Consider the following 21,853-nt stretch of genomic DNA (forward strand, 5'->3'; position numbering starts at 1 on the left):
CCGAGTCAGCGTGGAATCCGCAGGGTATCGACTCCTCTACGTACTAGACAATCTGCGAGCCATTCCAAGCTGCAGTCTCGAGAGTACTATCGCAAGCCCTGTGCCAACCCAATAGATTCAAATAACCCATTACTTATCAAGTACTTAGAAAAACATCGGCATCGCTCGATTCGTGCAAGCTGCATGTTCCAAGCAATCAACCCAGGCAAATTGCACGATGCAAAATGCCATCACGCCTGGTCGCGCAGTTTCGCCAGCGTCGCTTCCAAAGCGGCCACGTCGCCCAATAAAGGCGACTGCGGGTAACGCATACGGATAAACGCCAACAGTTTCTGCGCCGGCTCGACCTGGCCCAAGTCTTCGGCAAACCCGCGGGCAGCCAACAGGTAGGCACGTGGAATATGTGGGTAAGCAGGGAAGCGTTGATGCAGGTTGCGCAACAGGCTCAGCCCCTCACGCGTCTTGTGTCGCAGCAACAACGCAGCGGCCAAGCGCTCGCAGACCAGCGCATCGTCGGGCAGGTAATCCGCCTGTAACTGACGCGCATTGAGCAAGGCCGTCGCCGCCAACGGCGGGTTCAGCCGAGCAGCCAACGGCAGGTAATGCGCCAGATGGCGCAGGCAGCGCTCGCGCGCATGCAGACCAAACAACAGCTGATGAAAGCGCTCGTTGAGCTTGAGGTCGTCGGCATCGCGCTCCAGTGCCACGGTCAGGGTCTCCAGGGCCTGGGCACTCTGCCCTTCCTTGAGGCGAATCTCCGCTTCAGCCAAGGCACGCCGGCGTAGGAATTCGGCGGCCGGGAACGCCGCCTGAGCCTCTTCATCGGCAATCACATAGCCCAGCGCGCCCTGATACTGGAACACCGCATAGCCCATCATGGCGCACATCACCACGCCGAAATAGGCGAACAGGAACGCCGCAATCGGCAGCAGCACCACGCGCGGCAAGCCACTGGAAAGCATGTACGTCACCCAACTCGGCGATTGCCAGAGGATGAACAGGAACGCGCAGAGAATCAGGTAGCGCCAGCCCATGGCACCGATCACCTGGCCAACCTGCTCGGGACTGAGTGCGGCGCCCAGCTCTTTGTCCAGCGCCAGGCGGATGATGCTGGCTGGCAACGCCAGAAGGATGCCGATGTTCACCGCCCAGTACAGCGCTTCGCTGTCGAAGTCAGCGGCCAGCCAGAGTGCGGCAAAGGCAATCAGAAACACCGCCAGTTGCTTGAAGAACAAGCTGAACCCTTCGCCACTGAAGGCGCTGAGCAGGCTGGGTGCCTGCTTGTCCGCCTGGCTGCTGGCTTCGATCACGCTATGGAAGTATTTGGTCGCCACGCTGAACAGCACGACCCACAGGATGATCGAGCGCGGCATGAACAGGCTGGCCAGCGCCAACAAGGCGGCGAATGCGAGCGGACCGGTCTGCAGGCCGTAGACGAAGAACGTGGCAATCCGCTCCCAGAAGGGCTGGGCGCTGTTGGCCGCGCCAAGAAACTGCAACGGCCCGACGCACAGCGGACAAACCGGCGCATCATCCGGTGCATCGGCACTCAGCGGGATGCAGCAATCGCCGTAGCTGCGCTCGCAAGGCATGCACTGCCAGGTGGCGGGCTGCGCCGGGTGGTAGCGGCAGACAGTCTTATCCATAAGTAAAGCGTTCCTGAGGGGGCGTGCAGAGCCGGTGGACGCACCAGCCGACCGCGAGAAGTGAGGCGCTATTGTCCAGGCAAAAAAAGAGGGCCCGCAAGGGGCCCTCTTTCAGTCGCGTGAAGCAGTCGCGTCAACGCGTGGTCGATTAAACGCCCGAAGCCTTGGCAGCGGCGACGTCCTTGATCGACAGCTTGATACGGCCGCGGTTGTCCACGTCCAGTACCAGTACTTCAACTTCCTGACCTTCTTTCAGAATGTCGGTGACTTTCTCAACGCGCGCGTCGCTCAGCATGGAGATGTGCACCAGACCGTCTTTGCCCGGCAGGATGTTGACGAAGGCACCGAAATCGACGATGCGCTCGACCTTGCCGACGTAGATCTTGCCGATCTCGGCTTCCGCGGTAATGCCCAGCACGCGCTGACGCGCAGCCTCGGCCGCTTCCTTGGTTTCGCCGAAGATCTTGATGGTGCCGTCGTCTTCGATGTCGATCGACGCCTTGGTTTCTTCGCAGATGGCACGGATGGTCGCGCCACCTTTGCCGATCACGTCGCGAATCTTGTCCTGGTCGATCTTCATCGCGATCATGGTCGGTGCGTTGGCCGACAGTTCGGTACGCGACTGGGCGATTACCTGGTTCATCTGACCGAGGATATTCAGGCGCGCTTCCAGGGCTTGGCCCAGGGCGATCTCCATGATTTCTTCGGTGATGCCCTGGATCTTGATGTCCATCTGCAACGCGGTGACGCCCTTGGCGGTACCGGCCACCTTGAAGTCCATGTCGCCCAGGTGATCTTCGTCACCGAGGATGTCGGTCAGCACGGCGAACTTCTCGCCTTCCTTGACCAGGCCCATGGCGATACCGGCAACCGGCGCCTTCATCGGCACACCGGCATCCATCAGGGCCAGGGAAGCGCCGCAGACGGAAGCCATCGAGGACGAACCGTTGGACTCGGTGATTTCCGAAACCACGCGAATGGTGTACGGGAACTCGTCGGCGCTCGGCAGCATGGCGGCAACGGAACGGCGCGCCAGGCGACCGTGACCGATTTCGCGACGACCAGTAGCGCCCATGCGACCACACTCGCCTACCGAGTACGGCGGGAAGTTGTAGTGCAGCATGAAGGGGTCTTTGCGCTCGCCTTCGAGGGTGTCGAGCAGCTGCGCATCACGCGCGGTACCGAGGGTGGCAACCACCAGGGCCTGGGTTTCGCCACGGGTGAACAGGGCCGAACCGTGGGTCTTGGCCAGTACGCCAACTTCGATGTTCAGACCACGTACGGTACGGGTGTCACGGCCGTCGATACGCGGCTTGCCGTTAACGATGTTCTCGCGCACGGTGCGGTATTCGATTTCGCCGAAAGCGTCCTTCACTTCACCGGCAGACGGCTGACCTTCTTCGCCGGAGAACTTGGCAACGATTTCATTGCGCAGCTCACCCAGACGGCCATAACGCTCGTGCTTGATGGTGATGGTGTAAGCCTGGGAGATCGCCTCGCCGAATTCGCTACGGATAGCGCTCAGCAGTGCAGTGTTCTCAGGCTTGGCGGACCAATCCCAAGTCGGCTTGGCAGCTTCGGCGGCCAGTTCGGTAACAGCCTGGATCACGGCTTGGAATTCGTCGTGGGCGAACAGTACCGCGCCCAGCATCTGGTCTTCGGTCAGCTCTTTGGCTTCCGATTCAACCATCAGTACGGCGTCTTTGGTGCCGGCTACGACCATGTCCAGGCTGGAGGCCTTGAGTTGTTCGTAGGTCGGGTTCAGCAGGTAGCCGGTTTCCGGGTGGAAGGCGACGCGCGCGGCACCGATCGGGCCGTTGAACGGGATGCCGGAGATCGCCAGAGCGGCCGAGGTACCGATCATCGCAGCGATGTCCGGATCGGTCTTCTTGCTGGTGGAGATCACGGTGCAGATAACCTGCACTTCGTTCTGGAAACCTTCCGGGAACAGCGGGCGGATCGGACGGTCGATCAGGCGCGAGGTCAGGGTTTCTTTTTCGCTTGGGCGCGCTTCACGCTTGAAGAAGCCGCCTGGGATCTTGCCGGCTGCGTAGGTTTTTTCCTGGTAGTGCACGGACAGCGGGAAAAAGCCCTTGCTTGGATCGGCAGTCTTGGCGCCGGTTACGGCAACCAGTACGGCGACGTCGTCGTCAACGGTGACCAGCACTGCGCCGGAGGCTTGACGGGCGATACGGCCTGTCTCGAGGGTAACGGTCGATTGACCGAACTGGAACTTCTTGATTACCGGGTTCACGGTGTTTTCCTTCTCTTTGTTGCCCTTGGGGAAAGCGTTTCTTGCGACCGTTTGCTCACGCATGTGAACACGCGGGTCTTGCAGAATGGGTGGGCGGTTACGGGAATCGGACCCGCTAGCGTCCAAAACAGCTAAAGCAGAAAAGCAAAAGCTGGAAGCAGGGGCAAACCCCACTTCCAGCTTCGGCAGTCAGCTACGCGTAAGCATTGCTTAGCGACGCAGACCCAGGCGACCGATCAGGGCGCTGTAACGACTGGCGTCCTTACCCTTCAGGTAATCCAGCAGCTTACGACGCTGGTTAACCATACGGATCAGGCCACGACGCGAGTGGTGGTCTTTACCGTTGGCCTTGAAGTGGCCTTGCAGCTTGTTGATATTGGCGGACAGCAGTGCAACTTGCACTTCCGGGCTACCGGTGTCGCCAGCAGCTTGCTGGTAGTCAGTTACGATTTGGGCTTTTTCTTCAGCGCTGAGTGCCATGGGGCAATCCTCTCAGTTAAGAAACCGCTGCAATGCAGCCGTTTCAATAGGCCGGGAATCGCTTCCCGTGTTTTTAAAGTGAGGTATGACCGTGCCTATTAACAGCCACCCTCGATACACGCAGGCCAGAGCCGAAACCCCTTGCCTGCGCTACGGTCATGCCGACCGAATCTTGCGCCACAGGCCTGTGACCTGTGTCTGTAACCAAGGCTAGGCCTTGTTTGCAATCAATCGACGCGGCGCAATGCGCCCATCTTCGCTCACTTCACCGATACCGATAAAGCGACCGTTGTGATCCTGAACCCGCACCATGCCGAATTTCGGCGCGTCCGGGGCGCGTACCGGCTGCCCTTGCAACCAGTAGAACGAACTGTGCTCGGAGAACTGCAGCAACGGCCAATGCAGCAGGCCACTGTCCGACGGCAGCAGGAACTGATCCACCGCCTCATTGCCACCCTCGGCATGCACCCGTTCCAACTCTTCGAGCGTCACGGTGCGGGCCAGATCGAAAGGGCCGGCCTTGGTTCTGCGCAGCTCTGCAACGTGGGCGCCGCAGCCCAACAACTGGCCAAGATCTTCGACCAGGGTGCGGATATAGGTGCCTTTGCTGCAATCGACCGCCAGGCGCGCCTGCTCCGCCTCGCAGTCCAGTAATTCCAGGCGCGCAATAGTAACAGAACGCGGCTCGCGCTCCACTACCTCACCGGCACGGGCCAACTTGTACAACGGCTGACCGTCACGCTTGAGCGCCGAGTACATCGGCGGTATCTGACTGATTTCGCCACGAAAACGCGGCAACAGCGCGTCGATATCGGCGCGACCAACGGTCACCGGACGCCGCTCCAGCACTTCGCCTTCGGCATCCGCGGTGGTGGTGGTCACGCCCAACTGCATCAGGGTTTCATAGCCCTTATCGGCATCCAGCAAATACTGCGAGAACTTGGTCGCCTCACCGAAGCACAGCGGCAATACGCCAGTGGCCAGCGGATCGAGGCTGCCGGTGTGTCCGGCCTTCTCGGCATTGAGCAACCAGCGCACCTTCTGCAGTGCGGCGTTGGAGCTGAAACCCTTGGGTTTATCCAGCAGGATGATGCCATCGACGGCACGACGAATACGTTTGACCTGGGCCACGTGCTTACTCCTTGGCCTCGGGTTCATCACCGTGCTGACGGTCTTCACTGACCGCACGCTCGATCAGCGCCGACAACTGCGCACCACGAATCACGCTCTCGTCGTAATGGAAACGCAGGTTTGGCACGCTGCGCAGCTTCATCGCCTTGCCCAACTGCATGCGCAGGAAACCGCTGGCGTCATTGAGCACCTTGAGGCTCTGCACGACGGGATCGACGCCTTCTTCAGGCTCGCCGCCCATGATGGTGACAAACACCTTGGCGTGGCTGGAGTCACGACTGACTTCCACCGCCGTCACAGTCACCAGGCCACCAAGGCGTGGGTCTTTGACTTCCATACGGATCAACTGCGCCAGTTCGCGCTGTATCTGGTCGCCGATGCGCTGGGCACGGCTATATTCTTTGGCCATATCTACTACCTTCCACTCGCCTCGACACCTGGAAAAGCATCGGGCCTAAAAGCGGCAAACGCCCGGCCGAGCAAAAGCAGGGCCGGGCGTTGCATGTTGCAACTCGTGCTTACAGGCTACGAGCCACTTGGACTTTCTCGAACACTTCGATCTTGTCGCCGACCTTGACGTCGTTGTAGCTCTTCACGCCGATACCGCACTCCATGCCGGCACGCACCTCGGACATGTCGTCCTTGAAGCGGCGCAGGGATTCCAGCTCGCCTTCGAAGATCACCACGTCTTCACGCAGCACGCGGATCGGACGGTTACGGTGCACAACACCTTCGATCACCATGCAACCGGCAACCGCGCCAAACTTCGGCGAACGGAATACGTCACGTACTTCGGCGATACCCAGGATGTTCTCGCGAACATCGCTGCCGAGCATGCCGGTCAGGGCTTTCTTGACGTCTTCGATGATGTCGTAGATCACGTTGTAGTAACGCATATCCAGACCTTCCTGCTCGACGATCTTGCGCGCGCCGGCATCGGCACGCACGTTGAAGCCGAACAGGACCGCGTTGGAGGCCAGCGCCAGGTTGGCATCGGATTCGGTGATACCACCGACGCCGCCACCGACCACACGCACTTGCACTTCGTCGTTGCCCAGGCCACCGAGCGAACCTTGCAGTGCTTCCAACGAACCACGGACGTCGGATTTGAGGACGATATTCAGCGTCTTCTTCTCTTCCTGGCCCATGTTCTCGAAGATGTTTTCCAGCTTGCCGGCATGGGCACGGGCCAGTTTCACTTCGCGGAACTTGCCTTGACGGAACATCGCCACTTCACGGGCTTTCTTCTCGTCGGTCAGCACGCTCATCTCGTCACCCGCATCCGGGGTGCCGTCCAGGCCGAGAATCTCAACCGGAATCGATGGGCCAGCTTCTTTGATCGGCTTGCCGTTCTCGTCGAGCATCGCGCGGATACGCCCGAAGTTCGAACCGACCAGCACCATGTCGCCTTGACGCAGGGTGCCGTCTTGAACCAGCACGGTGGCAACCGGGCCACGACCTTTGTCGAGACGCGATTCGACCACGACGCCACGACCAGGAGCGGACGGAGTGGCTTTCAGTTCGAGAATCTCGGCCTGCAGCAACACCGCCTCGAGCAGGTCGTCAACGCCAGTACCCATTTTCGCGGATACCGAAATGAACGGCGTATCACCGCCCCACTCTTCGGACGTTACGCCATGCACCGACAGTTCGCTGCGGATGCGATCGAGATCGGCGCCCGGCTTGTCGATTTTGTTCACTGCGACCACCAGCGGAACGCCAGCGGCTTTCGCGTGCTGAACCGCTTCAACGGTTTGCGGCATCACGCCGTCGTCCGCAGCCACCACCAGAATCACAATGTCGGTCGCCTGGGCACCACGAGCACGCATGGCGGTAAACGCCGCGTGACCCGGGGTATCGAGGAAAGTGACCATGCCACGCTCGGTTTCGACGTGGTAAGCACCGATGTGCTGAGTGATACCACCGGCTTCGCCAGCGGCCACTTTAGCGCGACGGATATAGTCGAGCAGCGAGGTCTTACCGTGGTCGACGTGACCCATTACGGTCACCACCGGCGCACGGGAGAAGGTCTCGCCTTCGAATTTCAGCGACTCGGCCAGTTGATCTTCCAGGGCGTTGTCGCTAACCAGCGTGACCTTGTGACCCAACTCTTCGGCGATCAACTGGGCAGTTTCCTGATCCAGCACCTGGTTGATGGTCACCGGGGTGCCCATCTTGAACATGAACTTGATCACTTCAGCGGCTTTCACCGACATCTGCTGGGCCAAGTCGCCGACCGTGATGGTCTCGCCAATTGCCACGTCACGCACCACTGGCCCGGTTGGGCTCTGGAAACCGTGGGCGTTACGCTTCTTCAGCTTGGACTTGCCACGACCGCCACGACGGAAACCATCGCTTTCTTCGTCGATGGTACGCGGCGCGACACGTGGTGCCGGGGCCTTTTCCTTGACGGTCGGACGGTGCTGAGTGGTCTTGCGATCGCCGCCACGGCGATCGGCATCGTCGTTACGCGCTTTATCGGGACGACGCGGCTCGTCTTTCTTACGCTCTTCGACCAGCGGAGTCGCCACCGGCAACTCGACAGCCGCGACAGCGGCAACCGGTGCAGGCGCCACATCGCTGGCAGACGGTGCTGCGCTCTGGCGCTGCGCCTCTTCCTCGGCGCGACGCTTAGCCTCTTCTTCAGCCTTCAGGCGCGCCGCTTCGGCTGCCACACGCTGCTCTTCGAGCTCACGCTGCTTCTCAGCTTCGATCTCTTCGTTGCTGCGCTTGACGAAGGTTTTCTTCTTGCGCACTTCAACGCTGATCGTCTTGCTGCCAGCCACCCGCAAGGTGCTGGTGGTTTTGCGCTGCAAGGTGATCTTGCGCGGCTCTTCAACTTTATCGCCGTGACTGCTCTTGAGATGAGCGAGCAAGGCTTGCTTCTCATTATCGGTGACAACTTGCTCGGCACTGCTGTGCGGCAAACCCGCCTCACGCATCTGCTGCAGCAGGCGCTCTACCGGTGTGTCGACCACTTGGGCCAGTTCTTTCACCGTGACTTGCGTCATGCACTTCTCTCCTCAGGCCGTGAAACTTACTCGAACCAATGGGCTCGGGCGGCCATGATCAACTTGCCGGCACGCTCTTGGTCGATGCCGTCGATGTCGAGCAGGTCGTCAATCGACTGCTCGGCCAGGTCTTCGCGGGTAATCACACCGCGTACTGCCAGTTCCTGCGCCAAACCTTTATCCATACCCTCAAGCGAGAGCAGGTCTTCGGCGGGGTGCGCGTCTGCCAGTTTTTCTTCAGTGGCGATGGCTTTGGTCAGCAGGCGATCTTTTGCCCGCGAACGCAGCTCATTGACGATTTCTTCATCAAAACCGTCGATGCTGAGCATCTCTTCCATCGGCACATAGGCGATTTCTTCCAGGCTGGTAAAGCCTTCCTCGACCAACACCTGGGCCAGTTCTTCGTCGACTTCCAGCTCGTCGATGAAGTTCTGCAAGATGTCGCCCGTTTCCGCTTGCTGCTTGGCCTGAATGTCCGCCTCGGTCATCACGTTGAGCGTCCAACCCGTCAACTGACTGGCTAACCGCACATTTTGACCGCCACGACCAATGGCCTGAGCAAGGTTGTCTGCGCCAACGGCGATGTCCATGGCATGGGCATCTTCGTCAACGATGATGGCTGCAACTTCGGCCGGCGACATGGCGTTGATCACGAACTGCGCCGGGTTGTCATCCCACAGCACGATGTCCACACGCTCGCCCGCCAACTCGCCGGAAACTGCCTGCACGCGCGAACCGCGCATACCGATACAGGCACCTTGCGGATCAATACGTTTGTCCTTCGAACGCACGGCCAACTTGGCGCGCGAACCCGGATCGCGGGAGGCAGCCATAACTTCGATCAGCTCTTCGGCGATTTCCGGCACTTCGATACGGAACAACTCGATGAGCATTTCCGGCGCGGTACGCGAGAGGATCAGCTGCGGGCCGCGGTTCTCGGTGCGGATTTCCTTGAGCAGCGCACGCAAGCGCGCACCGACCCGGAAAGTCTCGCGGGAGATGATGTCTTCACGGGCCAGCAAAGCTTCGGCGTTGTTGCCCAGGTCAACGATAACGTTGTCGCGGGTAACCTTCTTCACCGTACCGGAGATGATTTCGCCCAACCGCTCGCGGTAGGCTTCAACCACCTGCGCGCGCTCGGCCTCGCGAACCTTCTGCACGATGACTTGCTTGGCAGTTTGCGCAGCAATGCGACCAAACTCGATGGACTCGATCTTTTCCTCGAGCACATCACCGACTTTTGCATTGGCCTCGACAGCCCGTGGCATGTCGGTGGTCAGTTGATGCGCCGGGTCATCAAAATCGACTTCCTCGACCACTGTCCAGCAACGGAAGGTCTCGTAGTTGCCCGTCTGACGATTGATCGCCACACGCAACTCGACTTCGTCTTCAAAACGTTTTTTGGTCGCTGTGGCCAAAGCCAGCTCAAGCGCTTCAAAAATTACGCTAGCCGGCACGCCCTTTTCGTTGGACACCGACTCAACAACCAGCAGTACTTCTTTGCTCATCGTACGCCTCGCCTTTCGCAATCCATTTGGATCCACGCAATCCGCGTACACCGCGGGATCCGCGTCTCAATCAAATCGGGGGATGATATTGGCCTTGTCGATCAAGTCGATCGGCAACAGAAATTCGTGGTCATCCACCTGCACCACCACGTCCTGCTCCTCCACACCGCGGAGAAGACCTTGAAAGTTACGGCGCCCTTCGAAAGGCGAACGCAGCTTGATCTTTACTTGCTCACCGGCATGACTGGCGAACTGTTCCAACGTGAACAGCGGCCGATCCATGCCAGGCGAAGACACCTCGAGGGTGTACTCCGCACTGATCGGGTCCTCGACATCGAGGACACCACTGATCTGCCGGCTGACCTTCTCGCAATCTTCGATGAGAACGCCATTGGCATGATCGATATAAATTCGCAGCAAAGAATGCCGCCCTTGCGACAGGAACTCGATACCCCAGCATTGATAGCCGAGAGCTTCGACTACCGGGGCCACCAAGGCCTGCAACTGTTCTAGCTTGCTCGACACCTGAACCCCTCGCGCATGCTGTGCAAATGAAAAATGGGCGAAACGCCCATCCCTAAAACCGCCTCCAAGAGGTCGGCAAACCTGTCTACCAGCTAGCAAAAAGCCCCTGAAAAGGGGCTCCGCTATTACTGGTTGCGGGGGCTGGATTTGAACCAACGACCTTCGGGTTATGAGCCCGACGAGCTACCAGACTGCTCCACCCCGCGTCAAAGCTGGGGCCGAAGTATACGGCCGAACCCCCTCAAGGGTCAACCGACGCTCCAGCAACAAGAAAGCCCGCATGTAGCGGGCTTTCTTGCAAATTGGTACCGAGGAGGGGACTCGAACCCCTACAGCCTATGGCCACTACCACCTCAAGGTAGCGTGTCTACCAATTCCACCACCTCGGCAAAACTGCGTTTACTGCTGCTCTGGAGCTTGAGGTACATCCGCCGCTTCGACAGCCGGCTTTTGCTCTTCGAGCACCGGCACATCTTCAGCTGCCGGTTTTTCTTGTTGCACTTCCAACACCGCCGGATCAGGCAAACCTACCTGAGTCAGCGCGTCAGCTTTTTCATTAGCAAAGAACGCTAAGCCCAAGCTAGTCATGAAAAAACCGGTGGCGAGTATAGCAGTAACGCGACTCATAAAGGTAGAGGAACCTTGACTACCGAAAACGGTAGAAGAAGCACCTGCACCAAAAGACGCGCCCGCATCGGCACCCTTACCCTGCTGCAGCAAAACCAGCGCAACAACACCGATCGCACCCAACAGATGAAAAACCACTATGACTGTTTCCAGCATTTCTTTAGCTTCCTGCGGCGCGACAAATAGCGCCGAACTCATCAGCATTCAGAGAGGCTCCACCGACAAGCCCCCCATCGATATCCGGCATACCGAACAACTCGGCTGCACTGGCGGCCTTTACACTGCCGCCATATAGAATTCTCACACCACGCGCCACATCGGCATTCTCTGCCGCGAGCTGCGCACGAATAGCCGCATGGACTTGCTGCGCCTGCTCGGGCGAAGCCGTCAAGCCCGTACCAATCGCCCAAACTGGCTCGTAAGCCACTACAGCCTGCGCAAACACGCCGACACCAAGCGACTCGATAACACTATCCAGCTGACGTCCAACCACCTCGAGGGTCTTGCCAGACTCGCGCTGCTCACGCGTTTCACCCACACACAGCACCGGGGTCAAGCCGCACGACTGCGCCGCAGCAAACTTGCGTGCAACCCAATCATCAGACTCACCAAGCAATATACGCCGCTCGGAGTGACCAACCAGAACCAGAGAACAACCTGCATCTTGCAGCTGACTGGCCGCCACCTCACCAGTCAACGCTCCCTGCAAGGGCTCAACCGCGCAATTCTGCGCGCCCACCAAGATCGACTTACCTGCCAGACCTTCTACAACCTGGCCGATGTACAAACAGGGTGGAAAAACTGCAACCTCGACGCCTGCCGGCATTGCCAGCTGACGAAGACCTTTGATCAGCTCTGCGACGCTGGCGCGAGTACCGTGCATTTTCCAGTTACCAGCAACCAATGGGCGACGCATGCTTTACCTCGTCGGTCAAAGAGGGCGCAGATGTTACCCAACAGCACCAGGCCTGGCAAGCCGAATCAAACGCAGACTTCAGCAACAACTTTAGCCAATTCATCGGCATAGCTGCGCACCTGGGCTTCGTCATCACCTTCGACCATCACCCGCACCAGTGGCTCGGTGCCGGATTTGCGCAACAACACCCGCCCACGCCCCGCCATCCGCTCGGTTACTCGCGCACTGGCGTCCTGCACAGCCGGGTGTTCAAGCGGATCGACGCCACCGGCAAACCGCACATTGACCAGCACCTGCGGACACTTGCGCAATGCCTGCCGCGTCTCGGCCAAACTCTGCTCACGCCGCTTGAGCGCCAGCAACACCTGCAACGCGGCGATAATCGCATCGCCCGTCGTAGTGTGCTGGAAACACACCAAATGCCCGGAGTTTTCCCCGCCCAGCTGCCAGTTGCGCGCCAACAATTCGGCAATCACATAACGATCGCCCACATTGGCCCGCACGAACGGAATACCCAGATCGGCCAGCGCCAATTCCAGGCCAAGATTGCTCATCAAGGTGCCAACCACGCCACCCTGCAACTTGCCACGCTCCTGCAAATCACGCGCAATGATGAACAGCAACTCATCACCATCGACCACAGCGCCCGTGTGATCGACCATCAGCACGCGATCGGCATCGCCATCGAAGGCGATGCCCAAATCGGCCTGCTGCGCCACGACCTCAGCCTGCAGGGCCTCGACATGGGTCGAGCCGCAGGCATCATTGATATTCAAACCATTCGGCTGCGCCGATAGCACAACAACCTGCGCACCCAACTCACGAAACACACTGGGCGCAACTTTATAGGCAGCGCCATGGGCGCAATCAATGACGATTTTCAAACCGGCAAAATCAGTGCTGGTCGGCACGCTACTTTTGCAAAACTCGATATAGCGCCCGGCCGCATCATTGATCCGCGAGACTTTACCGAGTTGCCCCGACTCGACCACGGTCATCGGCGCATCGAGCAGTTCCTCGATCATCAACTCGACCTCGTCCGGCAGCTTGGTGCCCTGCCCCGAGAAGAATTTGATGCCATTGTCATGATGCGGATTGTGCGAGGCGCTGATTACGATTCCGGCTTCGGCATGAAAGGTCCGAGTCAGGTAAGCAATCGCCGGCGTCGGCATCGGCCCCAGCAGCATGACGTCAGCACCGGCGGCGGAAAGACCCGCCTCCAGGGCCGACTCGAACATGTAGCCAGAAATTCGCGTGTCCTTGCCGATCAGAATGCGGCACTTGCCTTGCTTGCGGAACGCCATACCAGCCGCCCAGCCGAGCTTGAGCATGAAGTCCGGGGTAATCGGAAACTCACCGACACGCCCACGGATACCGTCAGTGCCAAAATATTTTCTGCCCATAACCCACGCTTCCTTCTTACTTATTCAGCCGCTTCAACTGCAGCAATCATGCGCACCACATCAACCGTTTCCGCCACATCGTGCACCCGCAGGATGTGCGCACCCTTGGCGACGGCCAGAGCGGCCAGAGCCAGACTGCCATACAGCCGCTCGCCCACCTCATGGCCCAGCACCTTGCCGATCATGCTCTTGCGCGACACACCGACCAATAACGGCCGACCGAAGGCGTGTAACGCCTCCAAGTGTTTGAACAGGCTGAGATTGTGCTCCAGTGTTTTGGCGAAACCAAAGCCCGGATCGAGAATCACCCGCTCAGCGGCAATACCGGCCGTCGCGCACGCTGCCAGTCGCTCAGCGAGAAAGTCCCGCACCTCGACCAGTACATCGGCGTAAACCGGGCTCTGCTGCATGGTGGTTGGTTCGCCGCGCATGTGCATCAAGCACACCGGCAAGCCGGTATCGGCCGCCGCATCCAGCGCACCATCGCGCTGCAGCGAACGCACGTCATTGATCAACCCGGCACCCAGGCGCGCCGTTTCGCGCATGACCGCCGGCGTGGAGGTGTCGACGGAGATGATCACATCGAGCTCAGCCGCAATAGCTTCGACCACGGGCGCTACACGCTCGAGCTCCTCGATGGGCGAGACCTCACGCGCACCGGGGCGGGTCGACTCGCCGCCCACATCGATCAGCGTCGCGCCGGCACGCAGCATCGCCTCAGCGTGACGCAACGCGGCATCACGCTGGGCGAAACGGCCACCGTCGGAAAAGGAATCAGGGGTTACATTGAGAATACCCATCACCTGCGGACGGGTTAAATCAAGAAGCCGGCTGCCACATGGCAGCCGGCTAAGGTTTTGCGCTACAGACATGTCAGGCCTTAATGCTCGGCAGCAGGGCCACCGATCGGCTTTTCAGGACGATCTGCCTCGTCGGCATTGACCACTGGCTTACCCGCATCGCTGTCACCACCATTCCAGTCGCGTGGCTCACGCGGAGCACGACCATTCATGATGTCCTCGATCTGCTCGGCATCGATGGTCTCATATTTCATCAAGGCTTCAGCCATCGCATCGAGCTTGTCGCGATTTTCTTCCAGCAAGCCCTTCGCGGTGGCGTAGCAGTGATCGATGATGCTGCGCACTTCCTGATCGATCAGCTTCGCCGTATCGGCCGAAATATTGCTGTGCTGGCTGCCCATGCTGCGACCAAGGAAGACTTCACCTTCTTCTTCCGCATACATCAACGGACCGAGCTTCTCGGACAAGCCCCACTTGGTCACCATGTTCTTGGCCAATTGAGTCGCACGCATGATGTCGTTGGACGCACCCGTGGTGACGCCATCGAAGCCCAAGGTCATTTCTTCGGCGATGCGGCCACCGAACAGCGAGCAGATCTGGCTGGTCAGCGCACGCTTGCTAAGGCTGTAACGGTCCTCTTCGGGGAGGAACATCGTCACACCCAGGGCACGACCACGCGGAATGATCGACACTTTGTAGACCGGATCATGCTCGGGCACCAAGCGCCCCACAATCGCGTGACCCGCTTCGTGGAAGGCCGTATTGAGCTTTTCCTTGTCCGACATGACCATGGTTTTGCGCTCGGCACCCATCATGATCTTGTCTTTGGCCAGTTCGAATTCCTTCATTTCGACCAAGCGCTTACCGGAACGAGCGGCAAACAACGACGCTTCGTTGACCAGATTGGCCAAGTCCGCACCAGAGAAGCCTGGCGTGCCACGGGCGATGACCGCCGGATTGACATTCTCGCCCATCGGCACTTTGCGCATGTGCACTTTGAGGATCTGCTCGCGCCCACGAATATCCGGCAAACCAACCACGACCTGACGGTCAAAACGACCGGGGCGCAGCAGCGCTGGATCGAGTACGTCCGGGCGGTTGGTGGCCGCGATAACAATAATACCGTCATTGACTTCGAAGCCGTCCATCTCCACCAGCAACTGGTTGAGGGTCTGCTCACGCTCATCGTGACCGCCGCCCATGCCAGCGCCACGATGGCGGCCGACGGCGTCGATTTCGTCAATAAAGATAATGCACGGCGCGTGCTTCTTGGCTTGTTCGAACATGTCACGCACGCGGGACGCGCCGACACCGACGAACATTTCCACGAAATCGGAACCGGAAATGGTGAAGAACGGTACTTTCGCCTCGCCGGCAACCGCCTTGGCCAACAGTGTCTTACCAGTACCCGGCGAGCCAACCATCAACACGCCACGCGGAATACGCCCACCGAGGCGCTGGAACTTACCCGGATCACGGAGGAACTCGACCAGCTCACTGACTTCTTCCTTGGCCTCGTCGCAACCGGCGACGTCAGCGAAGGTGGTCTTGACCTGGTCTTCCGAGAGCAGACGCGCCTTGCTCTTGCCAAAGCTCATCGGCCCGCCTTTACCGCCAGCACCGCCCTGCATCTGACGCATGAAGAACATGAATACCGCGATGATCACCAGAATCGGGAAGCTGGCCACCAGCAACTGCGTCCAAATGCTCTGCTGCTCAGGCTGCTTGCCGACGATTTCGACGTTGTTGTCGATCAGGTCCTTGATCAGACCGTTGTCCTGGATAGCCGGACGCACGGTTTCGAAGGACGAGCCGTCTGCGCGCAAGCCGCTGATGATGAAACCGTCAACGGTAACCCGCTTAACGCCGCCATCTTGAACCTGCTGAATGAATTCCGAGTAATTGAGTTTGTTCGACTCGCTCGGGCTGGAGAAATTGTTCATCACCGTCACCAAAACAGCAGCGATGATCAGCCACAGGATCAGATTCTTTGCCATGTCGTTCAATTAGCTACCCTCTGAAGCAGGCCTCGTGCCGAAGCGTGCCTCGCATGACGACCAGTTATGTACCGATCTAACTTACTACACAACGCCCACCCCTGGCAGACGCTGTCTGTAACCCTTTATTAGGCAGCAACCCGAGCAGATTGTTCACGCCCCGTCGGACCGCCAAACCCGCCGCAGATTGCACATCGCTCAAACGCCGCGAAAACCACGCGCGAGTAGATACTGCTCGCGCGAACGGTCGCGTGACGACAACGGTTTGCGCATCTGCACCTTGTCGAACATTTCGCGCACTTGCTTGTGGTACAGGTCGAAACCTTCGCCCTGGAAAATCTTGATCAGGAAATCTCCGCCCGGACGCAACACGCGACCGGAGAGATCCAGCGCCAATTCGCAGAGATACATGGCCCGCGCCTGATCGGCAGTTCTTACCCCACTCATATTGGGGGCCATATCGGAAATCACAAGGTCTACCGGACGATCGCCAATAGCTTCCAATATCTGTGCGAACACTGCATCTTCGGTGAAGTCGCCCTGGATGAAGGTGACATCGGGGATACTGTCCATTTCCAGAATATCAGACGCGATCAGCGTGCCCTTGTCACCGATTACCCGACTGGTGACCTGCGACCAACCACCTGGCGCCGCACCCAAATCGACCACGGTTATGCCTGGCCGCAGGATGCGATCCTTTTCCTGGATCTCCAACAGCTTATAACTCGCACGCGAGCGGTAGCCGTCCTTTTGCGCCATTTTGACGTAAGGATCGTCGAAGTGTTCTTTCAGCCAACGCTGGCTGGTTTTGGAACGGGCCACGCAATACCTCGATTGTGCAAAGTGTGAATATCTGGGCGGCCCCGAAGGCGCTCGGGTAAACTAATCGCCGTTTTTTACCAGATCAGACGCAGGGGTCGGATTATGCCGCTCACTCAAGAGCAGAAGAAACAATTCAAATCTATCGGCCACCATCTGAAACCCGTATTGATCGTGGCGGACAATGGTTTGACCGAAGGTGTGCTAGCCGAACTGGAGCGCGCACTGGGCGATCACGAACTGATTAAAGTGCAATTACGCATCATCGAACGCGAAGATCGCCTGGCCGCCATCAATCAACTGTGCAAAGCCGGCAATGCCGATCTGGTACAGGTAATTGGCAAGATGGCACTGATTTACCGCAAGAACCCGAAAGTGAACAAGAACCTGTCCAACGTTCACCGCCATCACGGCTGAGCCACACATCATTGCGAGGCGCAACCAGCGCCTTCGCAAGGATCTGGCCCGCCGCTTTAGAGCCTGCGCCTGAACCGCTCCGGTACGGGCTGCAACACCAGTAGCAGACCGCAAAACGCCATGACCAGGTAACTGAACATCAACCACAGTTCAGCCTCGGGCAGCAGCAGCGGTACCGCGAAGTAACTCCCCGCCATCACCACAACCACCAACAGCAGCTGCCCGCGCATGTCGCGCCACAGGCTCGCCAGTCGCTCGGCTCGCACCAGCACCAAGGCCTGCAAGCCGGCACAGAATGCCGCCAAGCCCACCAGCAGCGGGCGCAGGGTATTGCCAAGCTCTTCGACCAGCAAAGCCGCCAGCCCGGTTTTGGCTATCGCCGGCAACACCAGAAAATGCAGCAGCCAGAGGCCGCCAACCCACAGAGTCTGGGCCAGCAACCAACTGATGGTGCCCGCATCGCGCAGACCTGGCTTAGATATGGCGAACCTCGACAATCTCATACTCGACCGCGCCGCTTGGCGTTTTGACCAGCACCACATCCCCCTCTTCCTTGCCGATCAAGGCGCGGGCAATCGGTGAGCCGACCGACAATTTGGACTGCTTGATATCCGCCTCGTCTTCGCCAACGATCTGATAGGTCACGCTTTCATCGGTCTCGACGTTGGCGATCTCGACGGTCGTGCCGAAAATCACCTTGCCGGTGTGCTCGATGTTGGTGACATCGATGACCACCGCATTCTGCAGGCGGCCTTCGATATCGCGGATACGCGCCTCGACCATGCCCTGCTGCTCGCGCGCGGCATGGTATTCGGCGTTTTCCTTGAGGTCACCGAGCTCGCGCGCGGTGCCAATGTCCTGGCTGAGCTTGGGACGCACCACCTTGGTCAGGTGCGCCAGCTCTTCCTCCAGGGCGCGAGCGCCCTGGACCGTCATCGGGTATTTGGTCATGCCTTGATTCCTGCATGCAGATCCTGCAAACGGCGCACGGTCTTCTCGGGACCAAACTTCAGCGCCTCACAGATCGCCTGACCACCGGCCAACGTGGTGGTACAGCAGATTTTGTGCTGCAGAGCGTTACGACGGATCGAGTAGGAGTCGGCAATCGACTGACGCCCCTCAGTGGTGTTGATGATCAGGGTGACTTCGTCATTCTTGATCATATCGACAACGTGCGGGCGCCCCTCGGTCACCTTGTTGACCCGACGCACGGGCAGGCCGGCGGCTTCGATCAACTTGGCCGTACCGGCGGTCGCGACCACCTCGAAACCCAACTCGACCAAGTCACGCGCCACGTCAGCCACCAGCGGCTTGTCGTCGTCGCGCACGCTGATAAAGGCGCAGCCACTGTTCGGTAGAATCTCGCTGGCGCCCAACTGAGCCTTGGCGAAGGCTTCGGCGAAGCTGTCGCCTACACCCATCACTTCACCGGTGGACTTCATTTCTGGGCCGAGGATCGGGTCGACGCCGGGGAACTTGGCGAAGGGGAACACCGCTTCCTTGACGCTGTAGAAGTTCGGAATGATTTCCTGGGTGAAGCCAACCTCGGCCAAGGTCTTGCCAGCCATCACCCGGGCACCGAGCATCGCCAGGGAAATGCCGATGCACTTGGAGACGAACGGCACGGTACGCGAGGCGCGCGGGTTCACTTCGATGACGAAGATATCCTCGCCCTGCACGGCCATCTGCACGTTCATCAAACCGACTACGCCGAGCTCCAGGGCCATCTTCTTGACCTGTTCGCGAATCTCGTCCTGGATATGCGCCGGCAACGAGTACGGCGGCAGCGAACACGCCGAGTCACCGGAGTGCACGCCGGCCTGCTCGATGTGCTGCATGATCGCGCCGATCACCACGGTCTCGCCGTCGCAGATGGCGTCGATATCGACTTCGATGGCGCAATTGAGGAAGTGGTCGAGCAGCACCGGGCTGTCGTTCGACACCTTCACCGCTTCGCGCATGTAGCGACGCAGCTCTTCTTCCTGGTAGACGATTTCCATCGCGCGGCCGCCCAGCACATAGGACGGACGCACCACCAGCGGATAACCGATGACCTTGGACGCAGCCAGCGCCTCTTCTTCGCTGCGCGCGGTGCAGTTTGGCGGCTGGCGCAGGTGCAGGCGCTGGACCATCTGCTGGAAGCGCTCGCGGTCTTCGGCGCGGTCGATGGCATCCGGGCTGGTACCGATGATCGGCACGCCGGCTTCTTCCAAGGCGCGGCAGATCTTCAGCGGGGTCTGCCCGCCGTACTGCACAATCACACCTTTGGGCTGCTCGACACGGACAATTTCCAGCACGTCTTCCAGGGTTACCGGCTCGAAGTACAGGCGATCCGAGGTGTCGTAGTCGGTGGAGACGGTTTCCGGGTTGCAGTTGACCATGATGGTCTCGTAACCGTCTTCACGCAGCGCCAGTGCCGCGTGCACGCAGCAGTAGTCGAACTCGATGCCCTGGCCGATGCGGTTCGGCCCGCCGCCGAGGATCATGATCTTGTCGCGGCTCGACGGATTGGCCTCGCACTCTTCCTCGTAGGTCGAATACATATAGGCAGTGTCGCTGGCGAACTCGGCGGCGCAGGTGTCGACGCGCTTGTACACCGGCAGCACTTTCAACTTGTGGCGGTGGCTACGCAGGCTCTTCTCGGAAACGCCGAGCAGCTTGGCTAGGCGGATGTCGGAGAAGCCCTTGCGCTTGAGCTTGTACATCAGCTCGCGGTCGATGCTGGCCAGACTCAGGGTCTTGATCCGCTCTTCGTCCTTGATCAGGTCCTCGATCTGCACCAGGAACCACTCGTCGATGTTGGTCAGTTCGAAGATTTCCGCGACGCTCTTGCCGGCGCGGAAGGCATCAGCCAGGTACCAGATGCGGTCGGCGCCCGGCACGATCAGCTCGCGCTTGAGGGTGCTTTCCGCCTCGGGATCATTCAGATCGAGAATCGGATCGAAGCCAGACACCCCGACTTCCAGGCCGCGCAGGGCTTTCTGCATGGATTCCTGGAAGGTCCGGCCGATGGCCATGACTTCGCCGACCGATTTCATCTGGGTGGTCAGGCGCGCGTCGGCCTTGGGGAACTTCTCGAAGGCGAAACGCGGGATCTTGGTCACGACGTAGTCGATGGCCGGCTCGAACGAGGCCGGAGTGCGACCGCCGGTGATGTCATTGGACAGCTCGTCCAGGGTGTAGCCGACAGCCAGCTTGGCGGCGATCTTGGCAATCGGGAAGCCGGTGGCCTTGGAGGCCAGCGCCGAGGAACGCGACACCCGCGGGTTCATCTCGATCACCACCATGCGCCCGGTGTTCGGGCAGATGCCGAACTGCACGTTGGAGCCGCCGGTTTCCACGCCGATCTCACGCAGCACCGCCAGGGAAGCGTTACGCAGGATCTGATATTCCTTGTCGGTCAGGGTCTGTGCTGGCGCCACGGTGATCGAGTCACCGGTGTGCACGCCCATCGGGTCGAAGTTTTCGATGGCGCAAACGATGATGCAGTTGTCCTTCTTGTCGCGGACCACCTCCATCTCGTATTCCTTCCAGCCGATCAGCGACTCGTCGATCAGCAATTCGCTGGTCGGCGACAGATCGATACCGCGGGCGCAGATTTCTTCGAACTCTTCACGGTTGTAGGCGATACCGCCACCGGTGCCGCCCATGGTGAAGGACGGCCGGATGATGCACGGGAAGCCGACCTTTTCGAGTACCGCGTAGGCTTCTTCCATGTTGTGTGCGATGCCGGAAACCGGGCAGGCCAGGCCGATGTCTTTCATCGCCTTGTCGAAGCGCGAACGGTCTTCGGCCTTGTCGATGGTGTCGGCGTTGGCGCCGATCATTTCCACACCGAACTTTTCCAGCACGCCGTGCTTTTCCAGGTCCAGCGCGCAGTTCAGCGCGGTCTGTCCACCCATGGTCGGCAGCAGGGCGTCCGGGCGCTCCTTCTCGATGATCTTGGCCACGGTCGACCATTTGATCGGCTCGATATAAGTGGCGTCGGCCATGGCCGGGTCGGTCATGATGGTGGCCGGGTTGGAGTTCACCAGAATGACGCGGTAACCCTCTTCTTTCAGGGCTTTACAGGCCTGGGCACCGGAATAGTCGAACTCGCAGGCCTGGCCGATAACGATCGGACCAGCGCCGAGGATCAGGATGCTTTTAATGTCTGTACGTTTTGGCATGTTCTCTCTCGAATCCTTGGGCAGTCGGCGAGTCATCTTGAGAGCTACTGCGCGCGGCCTGGGCTGCGTTGCGCGGTACTCACTTCCTCACCGTACTGCATGTACTGTCTCGTCGTTGCGTTCCGGGCGCCTTGCCCAGACAGCGCTCGC

18 protein-coding genes and 2 tRNA genes are annotated in these 21,853 nt (G+C 59.5%); 1 reads left to right on the plus strand and 19 read right to left on the minus strand.

All coding sequences use genetic code 11. The annotated features are described in order from the left end of the window. Positions 1–230: 230 nt before the first annotated feature. The 16 genes from B3M58_RS17675 to rlmE all read right to left on the minus strand — a co-directional run bounded on the left by B3M58_RS17675 (position 231) and on the right by rlmE (position 17,120). The gene (locus B3M58_RS17675; RefSeq protein ID WP_296221085.1) at positions 231–1,646 is read right to left on the minus strand and encodes a hypothetical protein; all 1,416 of its coding nucleotides are present in this window, start codon (positions 1,644–1,646) and stop codon (positions 231–233) included. A 148-nt stretch (positions 1,647–1,794) separates the two neighbouring features. Further along, positions 1,795–3,900: a polyribonucleotide nucleotidyltransferase gene (gene pnp / locus B3M58_RS17680; RefSeq protein WP_296221086.1), complete on the minus strand. Its 2,106-nt coding sequence runs from the start codon at positions 3,898–3,900 to the stop codon at positions 1,795–1,797. A gap of 210 nt (positions 3,901–4,110) precedes the next feature. Next, positions 4,111–4,380: a 30S ribosomal protein S15 gene (rpsO, locus tag B3M58_RS17685; protein ID WP_296221087.1), complete on the minus strand. Its 270-nt coding sequence runs from the start codon at positions 4,378–4,380 to the stop codon at positions 4,111–4,113. A 210-nt stretch (positions 4,381–4,590) separates the two neighbouring features. Continuing rightward, positions 4,591–5,511: a tRNA pseudouridine(55) synthase TruB gene (gene truB / locus B3M58_RS17690; protein ID WP_296221089.1), complete on the minus strand. Its 921-nt coding sequence runs from the start codon at positions 5,509–5,511 to the stop codon at positions 4,591–4,593. 4 nt (positions 5,512–5,515) lie between these two features. Beyond that, complete coding sequence (rbfA, locus tag B3M58_RS17695; RefSeq protein ID WP_296221091.1) at positions 5,516–5,920, minus strand: 30S ribosome-binding factor RbfA; 405 nt, start codon at positions 5,918–5,920, stop codon at positions 5,516–5,518. Between the two features lie 109 nt (positions 5,921–6,029). Then, positions 6,030–8,522, minus strand: coding sequence for a translation initiation factor IF-2 (infB, locus tag B3M58_RS17700; protein WP_296221092.1), 2,493 nt, complete (start codon positions 8,520–8,522; stop codon positions 6,030–6,032). Positions 8,523–8,548: 26 nt separating this feature from the next. Continuing rightward, positions 8,549–10,030, minus strand: a complete 1,482-nt coding sequence (nusA, locus tag B3M58_RS17705; RefSeq protein WP_296221094.1) for a transcription termination factor NusA — start codon at positions 10,028–10,030, stop codon at positions 8,549–8,551. Between the two features lie 66 nt (positions 10,031–10,096). After that, entirely contained in the window at positions 10,097–10,555 is a 459-nt protein-coding gene (gene rimP, locus B3M58_RS17710; RefSeq protein WP_025164693.1) for a ribosome maturation factor RimP, read from the minus strand. Between the two features lie 129 nt (positions 10,556–10,684). Beyond that, positions 10,685–10,761 (minus strand) — tRNA-Met (locus B3M58_RS17715). Positions 10,762–10,858: 97 nt separating this feature from the next. Further along, positions 10,859–10,944: transfer RNA gene (locus B3M58_RS17720), tRNA-Leu, on the minus strand. Positions 10,945–10,954: 10 nt separating this feature from the next. Next, entirely contained in the window at positions 10,955–11,338 is a 384-nt protein-coding gene (secG, locus tag B3M58_RS17725) for a preprotein translocase subunit SecG (RefSeq protein ID WP_296221689.1), read from the minus strand. Between the two features lie 4 nt (positions 11,339–11,342). Then, entirely contained in the window at positions 11,343–12,098 is a 756-nt protein-coding gene (gene tpiA, locus B3M58_RS17730) for a triose-phosphate isomerase (protein ID WP_296221096.1), read from the minus strand. Positions 12,099–12,163: 65 nt separating this feature from the next. Beyond that, positions 12,164–13,501, minus strand: a complete 1,338-nt coding sequence (glmM, locus tag B3M58_RS17735) for a phosphoglucosamine mutase (RefSeq protein WP_296221097.1) — start codon at positions 13,499–13,501, stop codon at positions 12,164–12,166. Positions 13,502–13,521: 20 nt separating this feature from the next. Continuing rightward, a complete protein-coding gene (gene folP, locus B3M58_RS17740; RefSeq protein ID WP_296221100.1) occupies positions 13,522–14,373 on the minus strand; it encodes a dihydropteroate synthase in 852 nt (283 codons plus the stop codon). 8 nt (positions 14,374–14,381) lie between these two features. After that, positions 14,382–16,298, minus strand: a complete 1,917-nt coding sequence (gene ftsH / locus B3M58_RS17745) for an ATP-dependent zinc metalloprotease FtsH (protein WP_296221101.1) — start codon at positions 16,296–16,298, stop codon at positions 14,382–14,384. 198 nt (positions 16,299–16,496) lie between these two features. Further along, positions 16,497–17,120: a 23S rRNA (uridine(2552)-2'-O)-methyltransferase RlmE gene (gene rlmE, locus B3M58_RS17750; RefSeq protein ID WP_296221103.1), complete on the minus strand. Its 624-nt coding sequence runs from the start codon at positions 17,118–17,120 to the stop codon at positions 16,497–16,499. Between the two features lie 102 nt (positions 17,121–17,222). Between rlmE and yhbY the strand changes: the two genes are divergently transcribed. Continuing rightward, positions 17,223–17,534: a ribosome assembly RNA-binding protein YhbY gene (gene yhbY, locus B3M58_RS17755; protein WP_296221105.1), complete on the plus strand. Its 312-nt coding sequence runs from the start codon at positions 17,223–17,225 to the stop codon at positions 17,532–17,534. A 56-nt stretch (positions 17,535–17,590) separates the two neighbouring features. Here yhbY and B3M58_RS17760 read toward each other — a convergent pair whose 3' ends face one another. The 3 genes from B3M58_RS17760 to carB are packed head-to-tail and all read right to left on the minus strand — an operon-like array spanning position 17,591 to position 21,703. Beyond that, on the minus strand, positions 17,591–18,037 hold the full coding sequence (locus B3M58_RS17760) for a DUF4149 domain-containing protein (protein WP_296221106.1): 447 nt from the start codon (positions 18,035–18,037) through the stop codon (positions 17,591–17,593). Beyond that, complete coding sequence (gene greA, locus B3M58_RS17765; protein WP_296221108.1) at positions 18,009–18,485, minus strand: transcription elongation factor GreA; 477 nt, start codon at positions 18,483–18,485, stop codon at positions 18,009–18,011. The genes B3M58_RS17760 and greA overlap by 29 nt, the downstream gene beginning before the upstream one ends. Then, a complete protein-coding gene (carB, locus tag B3M58_RS17770; protein WP_296221109.1) occupies positions 18,482–21,703 on the minus strand; it encodes a carbamoyl-phosphate synthase large subunit in 3,222 nt (1,073 codons plus the stop codon). The genes greA and carB overlap by 4 nt, the downstream gene beginning before the upstream one ends. Between the last annotated feature and the right edge of the window lie 150 nt (positions 21,704–21,853).

The sequence above is a fragment of the Pseudomonas sp. UBA2684 genome (genome assembly GCA_002354655.1).
Lineage (GTDB): Bacteria > Pseudomonadota > Gammaproteobacteria > Pseudomonadales > Pseudomonadaceae > Aquipseudomonas.

Excerpts from the sequence above, each read along its gene's own strand:
- B3M58_RS17675 (WP_296221085.1), bottom strand. The coding sequence starts at position 1,646 with ATGGATAAGACTGTCTGCCGCTACCACCCGGCGCAGCCCGCCACCTGG.
- rpsO (WP_296221087.1), bottom strand. The coding sequence starts at position 4,380 with ATGGCACTCAGCGCTGAAGAAAAAGCCCAAATCGTAACTGACTACCAG.
- rbfA (WP_296221091.1), bottom strand. The coding sequence starts at position 5,920 with ATGGCCAAAGAATATAGCCGTGCCCAGCGCATCGGCGACCAGATACAG.
- infB (WP_296221092.1), bottom strand. The coding sequence starts at position 8,522 with ATGACGCAAGTCACGGTGAAAGAACTGGCCCAAGTGGTCGACACACCG.
- nusA (WP_296221094.1), bottom strand. The coding sequence starts at position 10,030 with ATGAGCAAAGAAGTACTGCTGGTTGTTGAGTCGGTGTCCAACGAAAAG.
- secG (WP_296221689.1), bottom strand. The coding sequence starts at position 11,338 with ATGCTGGAAACAGTCATAGTGGTTTTTCATCTGTTGGGTGCGATCGGT.
- tpiA (WP_296221096.1), bottom strand. The coding sequence starts at position 12,098 with ATGCGTCGCCCATTGGTTGCTGGTAACTGGAAAATGCACGGTACTCGC.
- glmM (WP_296221097.1), bottom strand. The coding sequence starts at position 13,501 with ATGGGCAGAAAATATTTTGGCACTGACGGTATCCGTGGGCGTGTCGGT.
- folP (WP_296221100.1), bottom strand. The coding sequence starts at position 14,373 with ATGTCTGTAGCGCAAAACCTTAGCCGGCTGCCATGTGGCAGCCGGCTT.
- ftsH (WP_296221101.1), bottom strand. The coding sequence starts at position 16,298 with ATGGCAAAGAATCTGATCCTGTGGCTGATCATCGCTGCTGTTTTGGTG.
- yhbY (WP_296221105.1), top strand. The coding sequence starts at position 17,223 with ATGCCGCTCACTCAAGAGCAGAAGAAACAATTCAAATCTATCGGCCAC.
- B3M58_RS17760 (WP_296221106.1), bottom strand. The coding sequence starts at position 18,037 with ATGAGATTGTCGAGGTTCGCCATATCTAAGCCAGGTCTGCGCGATGCG.
- greA (WP_296221108.1), bottom strand. The coding sequence starts at position 18,485 with ATGACCAAATACCCGATGACGGTCCAGGGCGCTCGCGCCCTGGAGGAA.
- carB (WP_296221109.1), bottom strand. The coding sequence starts at position 21,703 with ATGCCAAAACGTACAGACATTAAAAGCATCCTGATCCTCGGCGCTGGT.